The sequence below is a fragment of the Arthrobacter sp. V1I9 genome (assembly GCF_030817075.1).
Classification (GTDB): Bacteria; Actinomycetota; Actinomycetes; order Actinomycetales; family Micrococcaceae; genus Arthrobacter.
The window spans coordinates 3,665,346-3,681,725 of record NZ_JAUSYU010000001.1 but is presented as its reverse complement, the minus strand read 5'-3'; the positions used below and the strand labels follow the sequence as shown (position 1 = coordinate 3,681,725).

The 16,380-nt window shown below is 64.7% G+C and carries 15 protein-coding genes; 1 reads left to right on the top strand and 14 read right to left on the bottom strand.

Going from position 1 to position 16,380, the window contains the following annotated elements; all coding sequences use genetic code 11:
• Position 1: 1 nt before the first annotated feature.
• The 14 genes from QFZ70_RS17190 to QFZ70_RS17125 form a co-directional block, all read right to left on the bottom strand.
• Positions 2-2,404: an excinuclease ABC subunit UvrA gene (locus QFZ70_RS17190; RefSeq protein WP_307097355.1), complete on the bottom strand. Its 2,403-nt coding sequence runs from the start codon at positions 2,402-2,404 to the stop codon at positions 2-4.
• A gap of 93 nt (positions 2,405-2,497) precedes the next feature.
• Positions 2,498-2,917 (bottom strand): VOC family protein, encoded by a 420-nt coding sequence (locus QFZ70_RS17185; RefSeq protein ID WP_307097354.1) that lies wholly within the window; start codon positions 2,915-2,917, stop codon positions 2,498-2,500.
• The gene (locus QFZ70_RS17180) at positions 2,914-3,363 is read right to left on the bottom strand and encodes a helix-turn-helix transcriptional regulator (protein WP_307097353.1); all 450 of its coding nucleotides are present in this window, start codon (positions 3,361-3,363) and stop codon (positions 2,914-2,916) included. Before QFZ70_RS17180 ends, QFZ70_RS17185 begins: the two co-directional genes overlap by 4 nt.
• A 69-nt stretch (positions 3,364-3,432) precedes the next feature.
• Complete coding sequence (locus QFZ70_RS17175; RefSeq protein WP_307097352.1) at positions 3,433-4,425, bottom strand: 3-hydroxyacyl-CoA dehydrogenase family protein; 993 nt, start codon at positions 4,423-4,425, stop codon at positions 3,433-3,435.
• Positions 4,426-4,427: 2 nt separating this feature from the next.
• Positions 4,428-4,922, bottom strand: a complete 495-nt coding sequence (locus QFZ70_RS17170; protein ID WP_307097350.1) for a ribose-5-phosphate isomerase — start codon at positions 4,920-4,922, stop codon at positions 4,428-4,430.
• Complete coding sequence (locus tag QFZ70_RS17165) at positions 4,919-6,694, bottom strand: dihydroxyacetone kinase family protein (RefSeq protein ID WP_307097923.1); 1,776 nt, start codon at positions 6,692-6,694, stop codon at positions 4,919-4,921. Before QFZ70_RS17165 ends, QFZ70_RS17170 begins: the two co-directional genes overlap by 4 nt.
• A gap of 53 nt (positions 6,695-6,747) precedes the next feature.
• Positions 6,748-7,749, bottom strand: coding sequence for a sugar phosphate isomerase/epimerase (locus QFZ70_RS17160; protein WP_307097348.1), 1,002 nt, complete (start codon positions 7,747-7,749; stop codon positions 6,748-6,750).
• A gap of 45 nt (positions 7,750-7,794) precedes the next feature.
• Positions 7,795-8,922: a Gfo/Idh/MocA family protein gene (locus QFZ70_RS17155; RefSeq protein WP_307097347.1), complete on the bottom strand. Its 1,128-nt coding sequence runs from the start codon at positions 8,920-8,922 to the stop codon at positions 7,795-7,797.
• Positions 8,907-9,605 carry a ThuA domain-containing protein gene (locus tag QFZ70_RS17150; protein ID WP_307097346.1) on the bottom strand — a complete coding sequence of 233 codons (699 nt, stop codon included), beginning with the start codon at positions 9,603-9,605 and terminating at the stop codon, positions 8,907-8,909. Before QFZ70_RS17150 ends, QFZ70_RS17155 begins: the two co-directional genes overlap by 16 nt.
• Positions 9,606-9,658: 53 nt before the next feature.
• Positions 9,659-10,663, bottom strand: a complete 1,005-nt coding sequence (locus QFZ70_RS17145) for a sugar phosphate isomerase/epimerase (protein WP_307097344.1) — start codon at positions 10,661-10,663, stop codon at positions 9,659-9,661.
• Between the two features lie 28 nt (positions 10,664-10,691).
• Positions 10,692-11,885 carry a Gfo/Idh/MocA family protein gene (locus QFZ70_RS17140; RefSeq protein ID WP_307097343.1) on the bottom strand — a complete coding sequence of 398 codons (1,194 nt, stop codon included), beginning with the start codon at positions 11,883-11,885 and terminating at the stop codon, positions 10,692-10,694.
• 29 nt (positions 11,886-11,914) lie between these two features.
• On the bottom strand, positions 11,915-12,820 hold the full coding sequence (locus QFZ70_RS17135) for a carbohydrate ABC transporter permease (RefSeq protein ID WP_307097342.1): 906 nt from the start codon (positions 12,818-12,820) through the stop codon (positions 11,915-11,917).
• 1 nt (position 12,821) lies between these two features.
• Positions 12,822-13,760, bottom strand: a complete 939-nt coding sequence (locus tag QFZ70_RS17130; RefSeq protein ID WP_307097340.1) for a carbohydrate ABC transporter permease — start codon at positions 13,758-13,760, stop codon at positions 12,822-12,824.
• Positions 13,757-15,085: an extracellular solute-binding protein gene (locus QFZ70_RS17125; protein WP_307097337.1), complete on the bottom strand. Its 1,329-nt coding sequence runs from the start codon at positions 15,083-15,085 to the stop codon at positions 13,757-13,759. The genes QFZ70_RS17130 and QFZ70_RS17125 overlap by 4 nt, the downstream gene beginning before the upstream one ends.
• Positions 15,086-15,320: 235 nt before the next feature.
• On the opposite strand from QFZ70_RS17125, the gene QFZ70_RS17120 reads away from it, so the two are divergent.
• A complete protein-coding gene (locus QFZ70_RS17120) occupies positions 15,321-16,376 on the top strand; it encodes a LacI family DNA-binding transcriptional regulator (RefSeq protein WP_307097335.1) in 1,056 nt (351 codons plus the stop codon).
• Positions 16,377-16,380: the final 4 nt, after the last annotated feature.

The following is a 16,380-nucleotide window of genomic DNA, read 5'->3' as shown; positions in this document are numbered from 1 at the left end:
CCTAACCACCGACATAGGCCGCAAGATGCTTGCCGGTGAGCGTTCCGGCGCCGGCCACAAGCTCAGCGGGCGTGCCCTCGAAAACCACCAGCCCGCCGTCGTGCCCTGCTCCCGGACCCAGGTCGATGATCCAGTCGGCGTGGGCCATCACTGCCTGATGGTGCTCGATGACGATCACCGACTTGCCGGACTCCACCAGCCGGTCCAGCAGGCCCAGCAGGTTCTCCACGTCGGCGAGGTGCAGGCCGGTGGTCGGCTCGTCCAGGACGTACACATCACCCTTCTCGGCCATCTGTGTGGCGAGCTTGAGCCGTTGGCGCTCGCCGCCGGAGAGCGTGGTGAGCGGCTGGCCGAGGCTGAGGTAGCCCAGTCCCACGTCCTCCAGCCGGTCGAGGACGGTCCGGGCAGCCGGTGTTTTGGCCTCGCCCTCGGCGAAGAACGCGGCGGCCTCCGTCACTGACATTGCCAGCACGTCGGCGATGTTCTTGCCCCCGAGGGTGTACTCCAGCACGGACGCCTGGAAGCGGCGGCCCTCGCAGTCCTCGCACGGGGATTCGACGGTAGCCATCACGCCCAGCTCCGTGAAGATCACGCCGGCGCCGTTGCAGGTGGGGCAGGCGCCCTCGGAGTTGGAGCTGAACAGCGCGGGCTTGACCCCGTTGGCCTTGGCGAATGCCTTGCGGATGGGCTCCAGCATCCCGGTGTACGTAGCCGGGTTGCTGCGGCGGGAACCACGGATCGCGCCCTGGTCGATCACCACCACGCCGTCGCGCTTGGCCACCGAGCCGTGGATGAGCGAACTCTTGCCCGAGCCGGCCACCCCGGTAACCACCGTGAGGACGCCCAAGGGAATGTCGACGTCGACACCCTGCAGGTTGTGCGTGGAGGCGCCACGGACTTCCAGTGCGCCGGACGCCTTCCGGACGGTGTCCTTCAACGACGCGCGGTCCCCAAGGTGGCGCCCCGTGATGGTGCCGCTGGACCGCAGGTCCTCCACCGGGCCTTCGAAGCAGACCGTGCCGCCCGCGCTGCCGGCGCCAGGCCCGAGGTCAACGATGTGGTCCGCGATCGCGATGGTCTCCGGCTTGTGCTCCACCACCAGCACCGTGTTGCCCTTGTCCCGCAGCTGCAGCAGGAGCTGGTTCATCCGCTCGATGTCGTGCGGGTGCAGCCCGATGGTGGGCTCATCAAAGACATACGTGACGTCCGTGAGTGAGGAGCCGAGGTGCCGGATCATTTTGGTGCGCTGTGCCTCACCCCCGGACAGGGTGCCGGCCGGCCGGTCGAGGCTGAGGTAGCCGAGTCCGATGTCGGAGAACGAATCGAGCAAGTGCTGAAGGCCCTTGAGCAGGGGAGCCACCGAGGGGTCCTTGAGGCCGCGGACCCACTCGGCGAGGTCGCTGATCTGCATCTGGCACAGCTCGGCGATGTTCTTTCCGTTGATTTTCGAGGTCAGGGCCTGCTGGGTCAGCCGGGTTCCTTTGCACTCTGGGCAAGTCTGGAACGTCACGGCCCGCTCCACGAACCGGCGCACGTGCGGCTGCATCGCCTCAGGGTCCTTGGACAGCATCGACTTCTGGATCTTCGGGATGATGCCCTCGAAGGTCAGGTTGACGCCCTCCACCTTGATCTTGGTGGGCTCCGCGAACAGCATCGTATCCAGCTGCTTCTTGGTGAACTTCGCAATGGGTTTGTCCATCGGCAGGCCCATGCCCTCGAACAGCCGGCCGTACCACCCGTCCATCGAGTAGCCCGGGACAATCAGCGCGCCCTCGCTCAGGGACTTCCCGTCGTCGTAGAGCGCTGTCCGGTCAATGTCGCTGACCGCGCCCATCCCTTCACACCGCGGGCACATGCCGCCCAGGTAGACGGCCTGCTGGACCACCGCCTTCTCCACCCGGCCGCCCTTCTCCGTGGACATCACACCGCTCGCCTTGCGGGTGGGAACGTTGAAGGAATACGCGGTGGGCGGACCAACATAGGGGGAGCCGAGCCGGCTGAAGAGGATGCGCAACATGGCGTTCGCGTCGGTGGCGGTGCCCACGGTGGAGCGCGGGTTCGCGCCCATCCGCTCCTGGTCCACAATGATCGCCGTCGTGAGGCCTTCCAGGAAATCAACCTCGGGCCGGGCCAGCGAGGGCATAAATCCCTGCACGAACGCACTGTAGGTCTCATTGATCATGCGCTGCGACTCTGCAGCGATGGTGGCGAACACCAGGGAGCTCTTACCCGAGCCGGACACACCCGTGAACACCGTCAGCCGGCGCTTGGGCAGCTCGACGCTGACGTCCTTGAGGTTGTTCTCCCGCGCGCCCTGCACACGGATGAGGTCGTGGGTATCGGCAGCGTGCAGCCCGTTGGTCCGGGGATCGGTGTTTGTCTCGGTACTGGTGTCCGTGCTCATCGGGTCTCCACTCTGTTGGGCTGCGATTCTTCGTGCCCGGGGGAGGGTGCGCTCGCAGCCTCCCCCGGCGTCGCCGGGTTCAATCCTCCCAGCTCAGGGCTGCTGGTTGATGCGGACGGTGTTGCCTGCCGGGTCGCGGAAGGCGCAGTCGCGGATTCCGTAGGGCTGGTCGACAGGTTCCTGGACGACGTCGGCCCCGCTCGCTTCAACTTGGGCGAACGCGGCGTCCACGTCCGGGGCGGACAGGATGACGGTGGCGTAGGTGCCCTTGGCCATCATCCCGGCGATGGTGCGGCGTTCGTCGTCGGTGATGCCGGGGTCCACGGCCGGCGGGTGCAGGACGATGGAGACATCGGGCTGTCCGGCCGGACCCACGGTGATCCAGCGCATAGTGCCGCGGCCAACATCGTTGCGGACCTCGAAGCCCAGGGCGTCGCGGTAGAACGCCAGGGAAGCGTCCGGGTCGGTGTGCGGAAGGAAACTGGAACTGATGTTGATGTTCATGGCAGTCATGCTAGTTGCGGCTCCGGCGCGGGCGCTTCTCGATTCCTGACCGGTCTGGTGACCTGTTTCGCCACGCACGCCGGGATGCCCGCCGTCGAGCTTTCCGCTTCCTGTCTGTAGACGCTGGGAGGCATACCCACCCGCTCAGCAAAGCGGGTACTGAAGGTTCCCAGGGAGGAGCAGCCGACGGCGAAGCATACCTCCGTGACGGAAAGGTCACCGCGGCGAAGGAGCGCCATGGCCCGCTCAATGCGCCGGGTCATCAGGTAGCTGTAGGGCGATTCCTGGTAGGCGAGCCTGAAACGGCGGCTGAGGTGCCCGGCGGACATGTGGACGCCGCGGGCCAGGGATTCGACGTCCAGCGGCTGCGCGTACTCCCGGTCGATCCGGTCCTTGACGCGGCGGAGCTCTCGAAGCTCACGCAGGCGTGGATCGGAGTCGGGACTGGTGGTCACAACTCAGATCGTGCTACGCCGCAGGGGAGATGTCCAGAGGCAGGGTATCCCGCCTCTGGACATCGGTTGTCAGCTGATCGGTGCCGGGCCGAGCTCATCCAGTAATTTCTGCATGGCCACGTAAGCCTTGTTGCGGTACGCGATCAACTCGGGTGTGCGTTCGGCCGGGACGTCAAGGAATCCGGCACCCGTCTTGGTGCCGAGCTTTCCGGCATCCACCAGGTCGCTGAGGATCTTCGGGGTGGCGAACCGCTCCGGGAAATCCTTTTGCAGGGACTTGTAGCAGAAGTTGTATACGTCCAGCCCGGCCATGTCCGCGATGGCGAACGGCCCGAAGAACGGCAGCCGGAAGCCGAACGTGGTGCGGACCAGGGTATCCACGTTATCCGCCGTCACGATTCCCTGCTCCACGAGCTGCGCGGCCTCGTGGAAGAGCGCGTACTGCAGGCGGTTGAGCACGAACCCGGTGACGTCCTTCACTACGGCGGTCTGTTTGCCCGCTGCGTGGACCAGTTCGCGGACGGTACCCACGGCGGAGGCCGAAGTGCCTGCGTGCGGAATAATTTCCACGCCGGGGATGAATGGCGATGGATTGGAGAAGTGGACCCCGAGGAACCGCTCCGGATTGGCGACCGGTCCGGACAATTCGGCAATCGAGATGGTGGACGTATTGGAGCCGATGATGGCGTCCGGCCGGGCCGCGGCGCTGATGCGGGCCAAGGTCTGGTGCTTGATGGTGATGACTTCGGGGACGGCCTCTTCAATGAAGTCCGCGTCCGCCACAGCTTCCTCGATGTCCTTGGCGGCCCAAAGGTTCTGCTTGAGGATTTCGCTGGCGCCGGCAGGGAACAGTCCGTCTGCCACGAACTGGTCCGATTCCAGCAGGAGGCGGTCGTAGTTGCTTTGGGCCACTTCGGCGGATACGTCGGCCAGTGCCACGCGCGCTCCGCCGAGGGCCAGGACCTGTGCGATGCCGCCGCCCATGTAGCCGGAGCCGACGACGGCGACCGTCCGGGCGGTGCCTGCATCAGCGGTGTTCGGGGTGCTTGGTGTTCCGGTCATGGTCAAACTGCCTTTGTATAGTCGGGCTCGTAGGAGCAGATGGCGTCCACCTTCGAGGCGGACGCTGAGGTTTCGTCGAACCGGTAGTCGAGCCACTCGCCCACGAGCTTCTTGGCCAGTTCAAGGCCGATGACGCGCTGGCCCATGGTGAGGACCTGGGCATTGTTGCTCAAGACGGAGCGTTCCACGGAGTAGCCGTCGTGGGCGGTGACGGCGCGGATTCCGGGCACCTTGTTGGCTGCAATGGCCACGCCCAGCCCGGTGCCGCAGATCAGGAGCGCCCGGTCGGCTTCTCCGTCGGCGACCTTGCGGGCGGCGTCGACGGCGACATGCGGGTAGGCGGTGGTGTCACCGGCACGCACGCCCACATCCACCACGGAGGCCACGCGGTTGTCGGCTTCGAGCAGGGCCTTCAGTGCTTCCTTATATTCGACGCCCGCTTCATCGTTGCCGACGACGATGCGCCATCCTGTTGCTGCGCTTTGCTCCAGGTTCATGCCGGTACCCCTTCTTCGGACGCAGAGGTTGCCAGCGGGGATTCAGAAAGTGAAAGGTCTTGGCCGACAGTCAGGCAGTCCGCCATCCTGGCGGCGATCAGGCTGAGAGAGACCGCCCCGGGGTCCGGGTGACCAAGGCTCTTTTCCGCCAGCGGCCTTGCCCTTCCCTTGCGCGGCCTGAGGGATGCCGTGGCCTTCGCGGCTTCCTGCGCAGCCGCGGCCCCGGCGGCCAACGCCGCTGCAACGGGAGCGCCGCCGTTGAACGCCGACTGGAAGGCGCCACGGAAGGGAAGCAGCGCGTCCACCATCGTCTTGTCGCCCGGTACAGCCTTGCCCAGCGCAGTAATGGCGTCTGTAAAGGCGGTCACAGCGACAGCCGCGTCCCCGCGTGCATAAATGGTTTTGTTGCCGAGGGTCCTTCCGGCAGCCTGCAGGGCGGAGCCCCACAGGGCCCCGGAGGTGCCGCCGGCGCGCTCGCTCCATGCCTCACCGGCGGCGGTCAGGACACGTTGCACGGAAGCTCCGGCTGCCGCCGCCTCCCGGGCTGCCGCTGCCGCTGCCTCCACGCCACGTCGCATGCCCCTGCCATGGTCACCGTCGCCGGCAATGGCGTCCAGCCTGCCCAGTTCCGCCTCATGCTCGACGACGGCGTCCTGCACGTGGGCGAGGACCTCCGCTGCCAACCTGCCCAGCCCACTTGCTGCCGCCGTCGCATCCTCTCCTTCAGCGGCCGCGGCTTCTGCCGGTCCGGCCAGTTGGCGCCGGGCCCGCGGAGCCAGATTGCCCTTGCGGAAGCCGGCGGTATCGGCCGGCGCGGCCCAGAACCGCTCCAGTTCATCATCAAGCCACAGCAGGGTCAGGGAGAGCCCGGACATGTCCAGGCTGGTGACGAGCTCGCCGCATTCCGGCTCCACAACTGTCAGGCCGGCAGCGGTGAGGAGTTTTTCGATTTTGCCGTAAAGCAGGAACAGTTCCTCATACTTCACCCTGCCCAAACCATTGAGGATAGCCACCACGCGGTCGCCGGCATTATCGGGCTTGTCTTCGAGCAGCCGGGAGACGAGCATTTCGGCAAGTTCGGAGGCCGTGGGCATGGGGTGGTCGGAAATCCCCGGTTCGCCGTGGATGCCCAAGCCCAGCGACATCTGGCCGGCCGGCACCTGGAACAACGGCTCGGCAGCGCCGGGTAAGGTGCACCCATCGAAGGCCGCACCCAGGGAACGGGTGCAGTGGTTGGCGCGGACAGCGAGCCGTTCCACGGCGTCGAGGTCCAGTCCCGCCTCCGCGGCGGCGCCGGCAATCTTGAAGACAGTCAGGTCGCCGGCGATTCCACGGCGTTGCGCGATCTGGTCCAGCGGGGCGCTGGCGATGTCGTCCGTGACGAGGACGGTGCGGGTCTCGATGCCTTCGGCGTTAAGCCGCTGCTGCGCCTCACCGAAGTGGATCACGTCCCCGGCGTAGTTGCCGTAGCTCAGCAGCACGCCGCCCCCGGCGTTGGCTGCCTTGGCCACCCGGTAGACCTGCCCGCCGGAGGGTGACGTGAAGATGTTGCCGCACACCGCACCTGCCGCCAAACCGGGCCCTACCAGGCCGGCGAAGGCCGGATAGTGGCCGGAACCGCCGCCCACCACCACAGCCACTTGCCCGGCGGGTACTTCGGTGGAGCGGACCACGCCGCCGTCCACCCGGGCAACGTACCTGCGGTTGGCTGCCACGAGGCCGTCGAGCGCGTCTTCGGCGAAGTCCGCGGGGTTGTCAAAGATCTGGGTCATGGGTTCCTCGTTGAATCCTTCTTGGAAAACGGTGTTGAGGGAGCGGGTTTTGATCACACCCGGGCGAGCTCCTGCGTCGGTTGTTGCCGTCCCTGGGCCACCTGGCTGGTGCCCAGTGTGTAACCGTCCGTCTTGGGGAGAACGTGGCGGCGGAGGTAGTCCTGGTTGCTGGCGGCCACGCTCAGGCCGTCTCCACCGTAGTGCTCGGTGCAGAGAATGCCCTGGAAGCCGACCGACAGGGCTACCTTGAACGCCTCGCGGTAGTTGATGAGGCCGCTTTCCATCGGAGACGGCATCGTCACATACGAGTCGCGGGCCACGTCCTCGTCGCGGAAGTAGTTCTTCATGTGCCAGTAGTTGGAGAAGGGCAGGGTCTTGGCTACCAGCTCCCGCCAGTCCTCGACGGGCCGGTGGAGCCGGATCAGGTTCCCGAGATCCGGGTTGAGGCCCACGTTCGGGAGTCCGATGTCCTCGACCAGCCTCACCGAGGAGTCGGCGGTGCCCAGGTAGGTGTCCTCATACATTTCAAGCGAGAGCAGGACGCCCACGTCGGCGGCATGCCTGCCGAGGTCGCGGAGGCGGATGACTGCGTTGCCCCAAGTTTCCTTGTTACCCGCTGGGTCCTTGTGGCCTTGGACCGTCCAGAACCACAGCTGTTTTTGCTGCTCCTGCGTGATGGCCTGGTGGAGGCCGACGGAGACGACCTCGCAGCCGAGCTCTGCAGCCGCCTCGATGGTGCGGTGGCTGTAAGCCAGGTTGGCTTCCCAGTTCCTCTCCTCGATGACGCTGCGGCGGATGGCGGAGATGGCCGGGATGCCAATTCCTACGTCCTTTGCGGTCTGCTTGAATTCAGCGAGGCGGTCCCCGCTGAGGTCACCGGGACGCACCCAGCTGTCCGTCAGGTCCGCGTTTGCGAAACCTGCTTCCTTGACCTCGGTGAGCGCCGCGGCCCAGAGTGACGACTCAGCGTCATTGATGTGGATTCCCTGCCCGCTTGTGCCCGGGAATGGCAGCATCGCCGCGGCGATGGGCCAGTTGTCGGCTGTGTACGCCATAAATGTTCCAATCTCAGAAGGTGGTTCGCCCTGGTGCAACAGCTCCTAGGAAGCGGCTTCCTGGGCCTGGAGCTCGTCCGCGCCGTCCGTCAGGACGGTCAGCTCCACGCTCTCCGGCCGCTCCGCTGTGCTGGTGATTGCCACCGCAGCGCCTGTGCGGGCCGAATCGAGCACTGATTCCATGACTTCAAGCGCGTGGTAGGCCAGGGTGCCGCCCGCGCGGGGCTCGGCACCCGGCGCGGTGGAGGCCAGGTCGGCGATGCCGAAGCCTCGCCCGGCATCGACGTAGCCTGCGGACACAGGAAGGGTCTCCCAGGTGTCTGCGCCCAGGGGGAACAGCTGGACCTCGCCGTCGAAGTGGTTGGGGTCCGGCACCACCAGCGATCCCCGCTCGCCGTGGATTTCGATGTTCGGGGACTTGGACTTGACGGCGTCGAAGCTCATAAAAAGCGTGGACATCGCGCCGGAGGCGTGGACCAGGACACCGGTGACGTGGGAGTCGATGTCTACAGGAACCTTTTGGCCCTGGCGTGGTCCGGAGCCAATGGTGCGTTCATTGCGGGTGTGGCTTGCTGCGCCGATAACGGAGACGACGGGTCCCAGGAGAGTTACGAGGGCGGTCACATAGTAGGGGCCCATGTCCAGGAGCGGTCCGCCGCCGGGCTGGTAGTAGAAGTCCGGATTCGGGTGCCAGCGCTCGTGTCCCGGCGTCACCATGGTGGCGGAGGCGGAGATCGGCGCGCCGATTAGTCCGTCGTCGATGGCTTTGCGGGCGGTTTGGATGCCGGTGCCCAGTACAGTGTCGGGCGCGCAACCGACGGCGACCCCTGCCTCGCGTGCCGCGTCCAGCACATCGCGTGCCTCGGCAGTGGTGGCGGCGAGGGGCTTCTCACCGTAGACGCTCTTGCCGGCGGCGATCGCCTTCAGGGCCACCTCGGCGTGCGCGGCCGGGATGGTCAGGTTTAGGACCAGCTCGACGTCATCCGCGGTGAGGAGTTCGTCAACGGAAACAGCGCGGACGCCTTCGTATTGCTCCGCTATCGCTTGGGCCCGTGCCGGGTCCAGGTCCGCTACCGCCACCAGTTCGATGTCGTTGAGCTTGCGGAAATTGGTGAGGTACTGCGCGATGATGGCTCCGCAGCCAACGATTCCTACTTTCAACGGCTTGCCCACAGCAGGCCCCTTTCGATGATGGTGCGGACGTTAGTGTCCTGGAGGATTTCGACCCGGTGGCCGGGGGTGGCGACGAAGATGCGGCCCTTGCCCCACTGGCGGGTCCAGATGGCCGGTGAGGTGACTTCGCGGTTCCACGGGTCCCACTCCCGGACCTTCTGGGTGGTGGTGGCCAGGACATCGATGTAATCGTCCGAGAGGACCCAGTACTGCTCGGTGACAAGGTCGAAGTCGGAGAGGCCCTTGGTGATGGGGTGCTCTGCTGCGGCGGAGAGCATGTTCACCGTGTAGGGCACGTAGTTGTCCGACTGTTCGCCACTGCACTCGTCCGGGTGCTTGCCGGGATGGCAGGCGAACTGGCCGCCGACCAGGTGCAGGTAGTCGGAGTTGTTCCGGTAGGAGTCGGCGATTCCCCCGTGCCAGCCTGCCAGGCCGGTGCCGTTTTCGACCGCAGTGCGCAGCCCGGCGAACTCGTCCTTTTCAATGGTGGTCATGGTCATGCACTGCATGATCAGGTCTACGCCTGCCATGTATTCGGCATCAGCGTAGACCTTGGGGGATTCCTCGACGCGGACGTCGTAGCCGTTGTCTTTGAGGTAGGGGATGAAGAGCTCGGTGGCCTCGTACGGCTGGTGTCCGTCCCAGCCGCCGCGGACCACCAGGGCGTTCTTGGATTCTGTCATTGAGGTTTTCCTTTTGTTTGGTTGCCGGCTTTGCCGGGCCGGTAAAAGTCGGGTCAGCGGCTGGCGAAGGCTGCGTCGAAGGCGGCTGCGGGCGGGGCGATCCGGGCGAGTTCCTGGACCATGGCCAGAGCCTGAGGGGCGCCGACGAGGCGGTCCATTCCGGCGTCTTCCCATTCGATGCTGGTGGGGCCGTCGTAGCCGATGGCATTGAGGGTCCGGAAGATCCGGTTCCACTGCACGTCCCCGTGCCCTGCGGTGACGAAGTCCCAGCCGCGCCGCGGATCTGCCCACGCCAGATGGGAGCCCAGGCGCCCGTTGCGGCCGTCCAGTTGCCGGACGGACTCCTTCACATGGACGTGGAGGATGTGTTCCGCGAAGTCCTGCAGGAACATCACCGGATCCAGGTCCTGCCAGATGAAATGGGACGGGTCGAAGTTCAGCCCGAAGCTCTTGCGGTGCCCGATGGCCTCCAGGGTGCGCTTGGCGGTCCAGTAGTCGTAGGCGATTTCGGAAGGGTGGACCTCCAGGGCGAAGCGGACGCCTTCCTTCTCAAAGACGTCCAGAATCGGATTCCAGCGGTCCGCGAAGTCCTGGTAGCCTGCATCGATCATTGCCTCGGAGGCGGGCGGGAACATGGCGACGGCCTTCCAGATGGAAGAGCCGGTAAATCCTGTTACGGTCTTCACACCGAGGCGGGCAGCTGCCCGTGCGGTGTCCTTCATCGACTCGGCGGCGCGGCGGCGCACTCCTTCTGCTTCGCCGTTGCCCCAGATTTCCGTGGACAGGATGCCCTGGTGGCGTTCGTCGATGGGGTCATCGCACACTGCCTGCCCCGTGAGGTGGTTGGCGATGGCGAAAACCTGAAGGTTGTTTTTTTCCAGGATATCCAGCCGGTCCTGGAGGTAGCTATCGTCCTCCGCAGCGCGGCGCGGGTCCAGATGGTCGCCCCAGCAAGCGATCTCGAGCCCGTCAAAGCCCCACTCGCCGGCGAGCCGGGCCACCTCCTCGAAGGGCAGGTCGGCCCACTGGCCGGTGAAAAGTGTGATTGGTCGCGTCATTGGGGTTCCTTGTCCTGTGTTCACGTTCCTAGACCTTTTGCCACTGGCTTGAGTTCGAGGCGCTGGCCTCGACGGCGGCCAAGACCCGCTGGACCTGCAGGGCGTCCGCGAAGGACGGTTCCGGCGGGTGGCCCTCACCGATCGCCGTCACCAGGTCCACTACCTGGTGGGTGAAACCGTGCTCGTAGCCCAGGCCGTGGCCAGTGGGCCACCAGTTGCCGACGTAAGGGTGCTCGGGCTCCGTGACGAAGATCCGGCGGAAGCCGGCATCCGGGGACTCCGCTGCGTCGTAGAAGGACAGGACGTTCATGTCCTCAAAATCAAAGGCGAGGGAGCCTTTGGTGCCGTTCACTTCCAGGCGCATGGCGTTTTTCCGGCCGAGCGCGTAACGCGTGGCTTCAAAGACACCAACGGCCCCCGTCGAAGCAACACCGCCGTCGAACCGTGCGCTGAAGATGGCGACGTCGTCCACGGTGACCGTTCCCCGGGGTGCGTCGCGGCTGAGGTCTCCGTGGCCGCCCAAGCCCACAAGGTCACCGGCGAGCGGGCGCTCCGGGACGAAGGTTTCGAGCAGTGCAGAGACGCCTGTGATGCTCTGCCCGGTGACCCATTGGGCCGCGTCGATGCTGTGTGCCCCGATGTCGCCGAGGGAGCCGGACCCGGATTTGCTCTTGTCCAGCCGCCAGGTCATGGGGGCGTTCTCGTCGGAGAGCCAGTCCTGCAGATACTGTGCCCGGACGTGCCGGAGGTCACCCAGCCTGCCCTGTTCCACGAACTGTTTGGCCAGTGCCAAAGCGGGTGTCCGCCGGTAACTGAAGCCGCACATCGAGAAGATGCCCTGCTTGGCGGCGGTTTCCGCAGCGAGGGTCATCCGCTCCGCTTCCTCCACGGAGTTCGCGAGCGGCTTTTCGCACAGCACATGCTTGCCGGCCTCAAGGGCGGCGATCGCAATCTCGGGGTGCGTGTCGCCGGGGGTGCAGATGTCGATCAGGTCGATGTCGTCACGCTCGATCAGGCGGCGCCAGTCCGTCTCCACCGAACCCCAACCAAGCTTGTCTGCTGCGGCCCGCACGCCATCGGCGTTCCGGCCGGCAATCGCGGTGAGTTGGGGCTGCAGCGGCAGGTCGAAGAACCGTGGCGCGGTCCGCCAGGCGTGGGAGTGCGCTGCACCCATGAAGGCGTAGCCAACCATGCCGACCCGCAGGGGTTTTGCGGTGGTCATGTGAATGTCCTTTCGTGAAGTTCCTGGTGTTACTTGCTGAAGCCCGCGGTGAGGCCGGCGAGCAACTGGCGGCGGCCGATGACGTAGAGCACGAGGATCGGCAGGGTGCTGAGCACCACCGAGGCGAGCACGGCCGGAATGTTGACGCTGTATTCGCCCTGGAATGTCCACAACGCCAGGGGCAGGACGCGCAGGCCGGGGCTCTGGGTGAGGACCAGCGGAAGCAGGAATCCGTTCCAGACATGCAGGCCGTTGTAGATGGCGACTGTCACGATCGCAGGGCGGGTCAGTGGCAATGCGAGCCGCCACATGGTCTGCCACTCGCTGCAGCCGTCCAGCCGCATCGACTCGAACAGTTCATTCGGCACATCGCGGATGAAGTTGGACAGGATCAGTACGGTCAGCGGGATCGCAAAGGCAATGGATGGAAGCATGAGTGCCAGCAGGCTGTCGTACAGGTTGAGCCGGATGATCATCAGGTAGATCGGGATGATCGTCGCCTGGAGCGGGATCGCCAGTCCCATCAGGAACATGCCGTTGACCAGCTTGAGGAACCTGCCCTTGCCGCGAACAATGGCGAACGCGGCCATGAAGGAAACCAGTACGGTCGGGATGACAGCGCCGAGTGTGACGATTGTGCTGTTCATGAAGTACTTCGCGAAGTCGGCTTCAAGAACCAGCTGGTAGTTCTCCAGCGTGGGAGAGGTGGGAAGCGCCAGCGGATTCTGGCCGAAGTAGCCTTCCTGCGTTTTCAGGCTGGTGATGACCACGTAGTAGACCGGGGTGATGATGATGGCGAGCCAGATCCAGCCGCCGAGGCCTGCAGGGACGTTCAGCCGCCTCATCCGGGAACCGAACCCCCGCTTGGCGGGGGCGGAGTTGGCCGGGGAGCCGGTGGGAGTTTCCTCCGTGCTGCTTTTCAGGACGGTGCTCACCCTACATACCTTCCAATTGGCTGCCCTGCTTGTCCTTGCCTCCAAGGCGCTGGAGGAACAAGGCAAGAGCAAGGCCGATGAGTACGAGAATGACGGCGATGACGCTTGCCGGGCCCATCAGATTGGCCCGGAACCCGCGCAGGTACATGTCCAGGGCCAGGATCCGGGTGGAGTTCCCCGGACCGCCGCCGGTCAGGACGAAGATCAGGTCGAAGTACGTCAGCGATCCGACCACCATCAGGGTGGACGACGTGATGATGGTGTACTTCAGTTGGGGGAGCGTGATGTGGAAGAACTGCTTGATTGTTCCCGCTCCGTCGATCTCTGCCGCTTCATAGAGCGATTTAGGGATCTGGCGTACGCCGCCCTGGTAAATGAGTGTGTGGAACGGCACGAACTGCCAGGCAATCACAAAGATGACCAACCCCAGGGCCAGATGCGGTACGCCCAGCCAGTCCCGGGCCAGGAAAGGCAGCCCCAGGCCTGTGGCCAGCCCGAAGTTCGGGTCCAGCAAGGCCTTGAAGGCGATGGCCACTGCTGCCGATGAGAGCAGCAAAGGCAGGAAATACAGTACGGCCAGGGCTGCCCGATAACGCTGGCTTCCTGCCGTGAAGACTCCCAGGAGGAGGCTGATCGGAGTCTGGACGAGCCAGGAGGCGATCATGATCAGGAAGGTCAGTCCCAGGGCGTTGTACAGGCCGGGGTCTGCCAGCACGGAGAACCAGTTACCCATGCCCGCCGACCCGATGGCACCGATGCCGTCCCAGCTGGAGAAGCTCAGAATGAGTACACCGGCCAGCGGCACAACCGCGAAGACGAGGAAGAAGAACAAAGCCGGCAGCGTCAGCCACGCGAGTGCAGCATTCCGCTGCCCGCTTTGCCCGCCTTCGGTCCTGCCCCGGGTGGCAGTCTTTGGAGCGGTGGAGACGGCGTTACTCATTTTCCGAGGGTGGCATTCATGTTCTCGGCGAACTGCCGGGGGGTAATCGACTTCAGAAACAGCTGGTCGATATTGTTCAGCAGTGCCTCGGCAGCGGTGGGGCTCAGTGCCTGGTCCCAGGACTGCTGGAAGTTCGGGGCATTCTTGGCCAGGTCGTAGACGAAGTTCAGGAAGTCCTTGTCAGGAGAAGCATTGAGCTTGTCTTCGATGCCGTTGACGATGGGAACGGATCCGGAATTGATATACGTATCAATGACCGTTTCGGTCAGGATGCCGTCCTTGAAAAACTTCTTCGCCGTTTCTTTTTCCTGGTCGGTGGCCTTTGAGGAGATCGACATGTACTGGGCAGGGTTTCCCACGCCGTTTTTGGGGTCGCCCTTGCCCCCGGCAACGGTGGGGAACTGGACGAAGCCCAACTTGCCGTCCTGGACGAAGTTCTGGCCGCCCTTCTTCATGGCGCCGTAGGTCCAGGAACCATGGAGCATCATGGCTGCCTTGCCCGTGAACAGGAGTGCCTGGTCTGCGTTGGAGTCTGCGGCGATGGAGGAGAACCCTTTGATGAAGCCGTCCGCCGAGACGAGCTCCTGGATCTTGGTGCCGGTTTCAATCACGGCAGGATCCATCCAGGCATTGGGCTTGCCCTCGAAGATGGCATTGAATACCTCGGCTCCGCCGATCCGGTCCAGAAGGTATTCCAGCCACATCATGGACGTCCAGCGGGACTGTCCGCCGAGGGAGAAGGGTGCCACGCCCATGTCATTGAACGTCTTGACCAGCGACATGACATCGTCCCAGGTCTTCGGCGGCTGGGCGCCGGCCTTCTCAAACAGTTCCTTGTTGTAGAACAGGACGATCGGAGCGACGTACTGGTTGGGCAGTGCATAGATCTTGCCATTGACCGTGGCGGCGCCGAACGATGAAGGGAAGAACTTGTCCTTCACGTCCTTGTTCTCTTCAAACCAGCTGGTCAGGTCGTCTACCTGGTTCGCCTCTGCGTACGTCTTCAGGGTGCCGCCGCCCCAGCCGTAGATGATGGTGGGCGCCTGGCCGGCGCCGATGGCCGTTTTGGTCTTGGTTTTGTAGGCGTCGTTCTGGAAGTAGGTCACCGCGATCTTGTTGTCCGGGTTTGCCGAACCAAAGGCGTCGACCGCTTTCTGCATCGTGGTCTGGTTCGGCTCACCGGACAGGTACCACATGCTGGCTCCGCCGCCGGCGCTGGAGGTACCCGGCCCCGACGTGCCGCAGGCAGTGGCCGTCATGGCGGCGAAGGGGGTGAGGGCAGCAAGGGCGAGGAAAGAGCGCCGGGAGGTCTGGGGTTGCTTCATTGCTTCTCCATCTGAGGTTGCTTCATTGCAAATGTTGGGGCGTGAGCGCGGGTCAGCATTTCGAAAGATTTCGAACGCGTGATTTAGATCACGGTCTAAACTAAAGGTGCATGCGGGTAGCGGTCAAGAGGCATTTCGGAGTTTCTTTTCCGACAGGCCCGCATCTGGCCTTGACCGAATCGCGGGCCGACTGAATAATGAAACTCACGAAACTTTTCGAAAGGCTGCGAAATCTATGGCAACGAAGATGCCCGAACGCGCCAAACCGACGCTCGCCAGCGTCGCGCGCCAAGCCGGCGTCTCAGCGCCCACAGTATCGAAGGTGGTCAATGGCCGCGAAGACGTGGCGCCCGAAACCCGGGCCCGCATACTGGCTGTCCTGGAGCAGGCCGGGTACCAGTCCCCCTTGCAGCGCCGATCCGCCGCGGATGGAGGGACCGTCGTTGAGGTGGTGATAGATGTGCTGGATTCCGCCTACATGATTGAGGTCCTCAACGGGGTGCTGCAGTCTGCTGCGGGCGCCGATGTTGAGATCCTCTTGAGCGTCACGGGGCCGGGACCTTCGAGCCTGCGCAGCCCGGAGCGCCGCGCCCAGCGCATGCTGGACGAGGGCAGGGCCGGGATGATTGTGGTTACTTCTGCTTTCAGCGAGGCGCAGCTGCATGCGTTCCGGCGCCGCCAGATTCCCGTCGTCGTCATAGACCCGCTCAATCCGCCCTCAGCCGACGTGGTCAGTGTGGGCGCGACAAACTGGGCCGGCGGCAAGGCCGCGACAGAACACCTGCTGGGGTTGGGCCACCGGCGCATCGCCTACATCGGCGGAATACCGGGGGCTGAATGTAATCAGGCGCGGCTGCACGGGTACATGGCCGCCCTCATGGCCCAGGGCGTTCCTGTGGAGCCTCAGTACATCATTTCCGGCGGCAGATTCCGCAGGGAAAGCGGAATCACAGGACTCAGGGCGCTGCTTGAGCTTGACCAGCGCCCCACGGCTATCTTTGCCGGCAGTGACAGCATCGCGTTGGGTGTGCTCGGCGAAGCGGGCCGTCACGGGATCAGGGTTCCCGAAGACATCAGCCTTATCGGCTTTGACGGGACAACCCAGGGCCAGGAGTCCGTCCCGTCACTCAGCTCCGTCGCCCAGCCGCTCGAGGAGATGGGGCGCGCGGCGCTGCGGTCACTTCTCCGCCAGGCCCGCGGGGAAGTCCTGGACTCCCACCGCGTTGAGCTTGCCACCCAGCTGATTGTCCGGGACTCCACGGCCCCTCCCGCGGTACGGGCGAAGGACTGATGCT

Bases quoted from the DNA above. Each gene is read 5' to 3' on its own strand.
- QFZ70_RS17160 (WP_307097348.1), bottom strand. From the start codon at position 7,749: ATGGCGTACACAGCCGACAACTGGCCCATCGCCGCGGCGATGCTGCCA.
- QFZ70_RS17120 (WP_307097335.1), top strand. From the start codon at position 15,321: ATGGCAACGAAGATGCCCGAACGCGCCAAACCGACGCTCGCCAGCGTC.
- QFZ70_RS17145 (WP_307097344.1), bottom strand. From the start codon at position 10,663: ATGACGCGACCAATCACACTTTTCACCGGCCAGTGGGCCGACCTGCCC.
- QFZ70_RS17150 (WP_307097346.1), bottom strand. From the start codon at position 9,605: ATGACAGAATCCAAGAACGCCCTGGTGGTCCGCGGCGGCTGGGACGGA.
- QFZ70_RS17175 (WP_307097352.1), bottom strand. From the start codon at position 4,425: ATGACCGGAACACCAAGCACCCCGAACACCGCTGATGCAGGCACCGCC.
- QFZ70_RS17170 (WP_307097350.1), bottom strand. From the start codon at position 4,922: ATGAACCTGGAGCAAAGCGCAGCAACAGGATGGCGCATCGTCGTCGGC.
- QFZ70_RS17140 (WP_307097343.1), bottom strand. From the start codon at position 11,885: ATGACCACCGCAAAACCCCTGCGGGTCGGCATGGTTGGCTACGCCTTC.
- QFZ70_RS17190 (WP_307097355.1), bottom strand. From the start codon at position 2,404: ATGAGCACGGACACCAGTACCGAGACAAACACCGATCCCCGGACCAAC.
- QFZ70_RS17125 (WP_307097337.1), bottom strand. From the start codon at position 15,085: ATGAAGCAACCCCAGACCTCCCGGCGCTCTTTCCTCGCCCTTGCTGCC.
- QFZ70_RS17130 (WP_307097340.1), bottom strand. From the start codon at position 13,760: ATGAGTAACGCCGTCTCCACCGCTCCAAAGACTGCCACCCGGGGCAGG.
- QFZ70_RS17185 (WP_307097354.1), bottom strand. From the start codon at position 2,917: ATGACTGCCATGAACATCAACATCAGTTCCAGTTTCCTTCCGCACACC.
- QFZ70_RS17165 (WP_307097923.1), bottom strand. From the start codon at position 6,694: ATGACCCAGATCTTTGACAACCCCGCGGACTTCGCCGAAGACGCGCTC.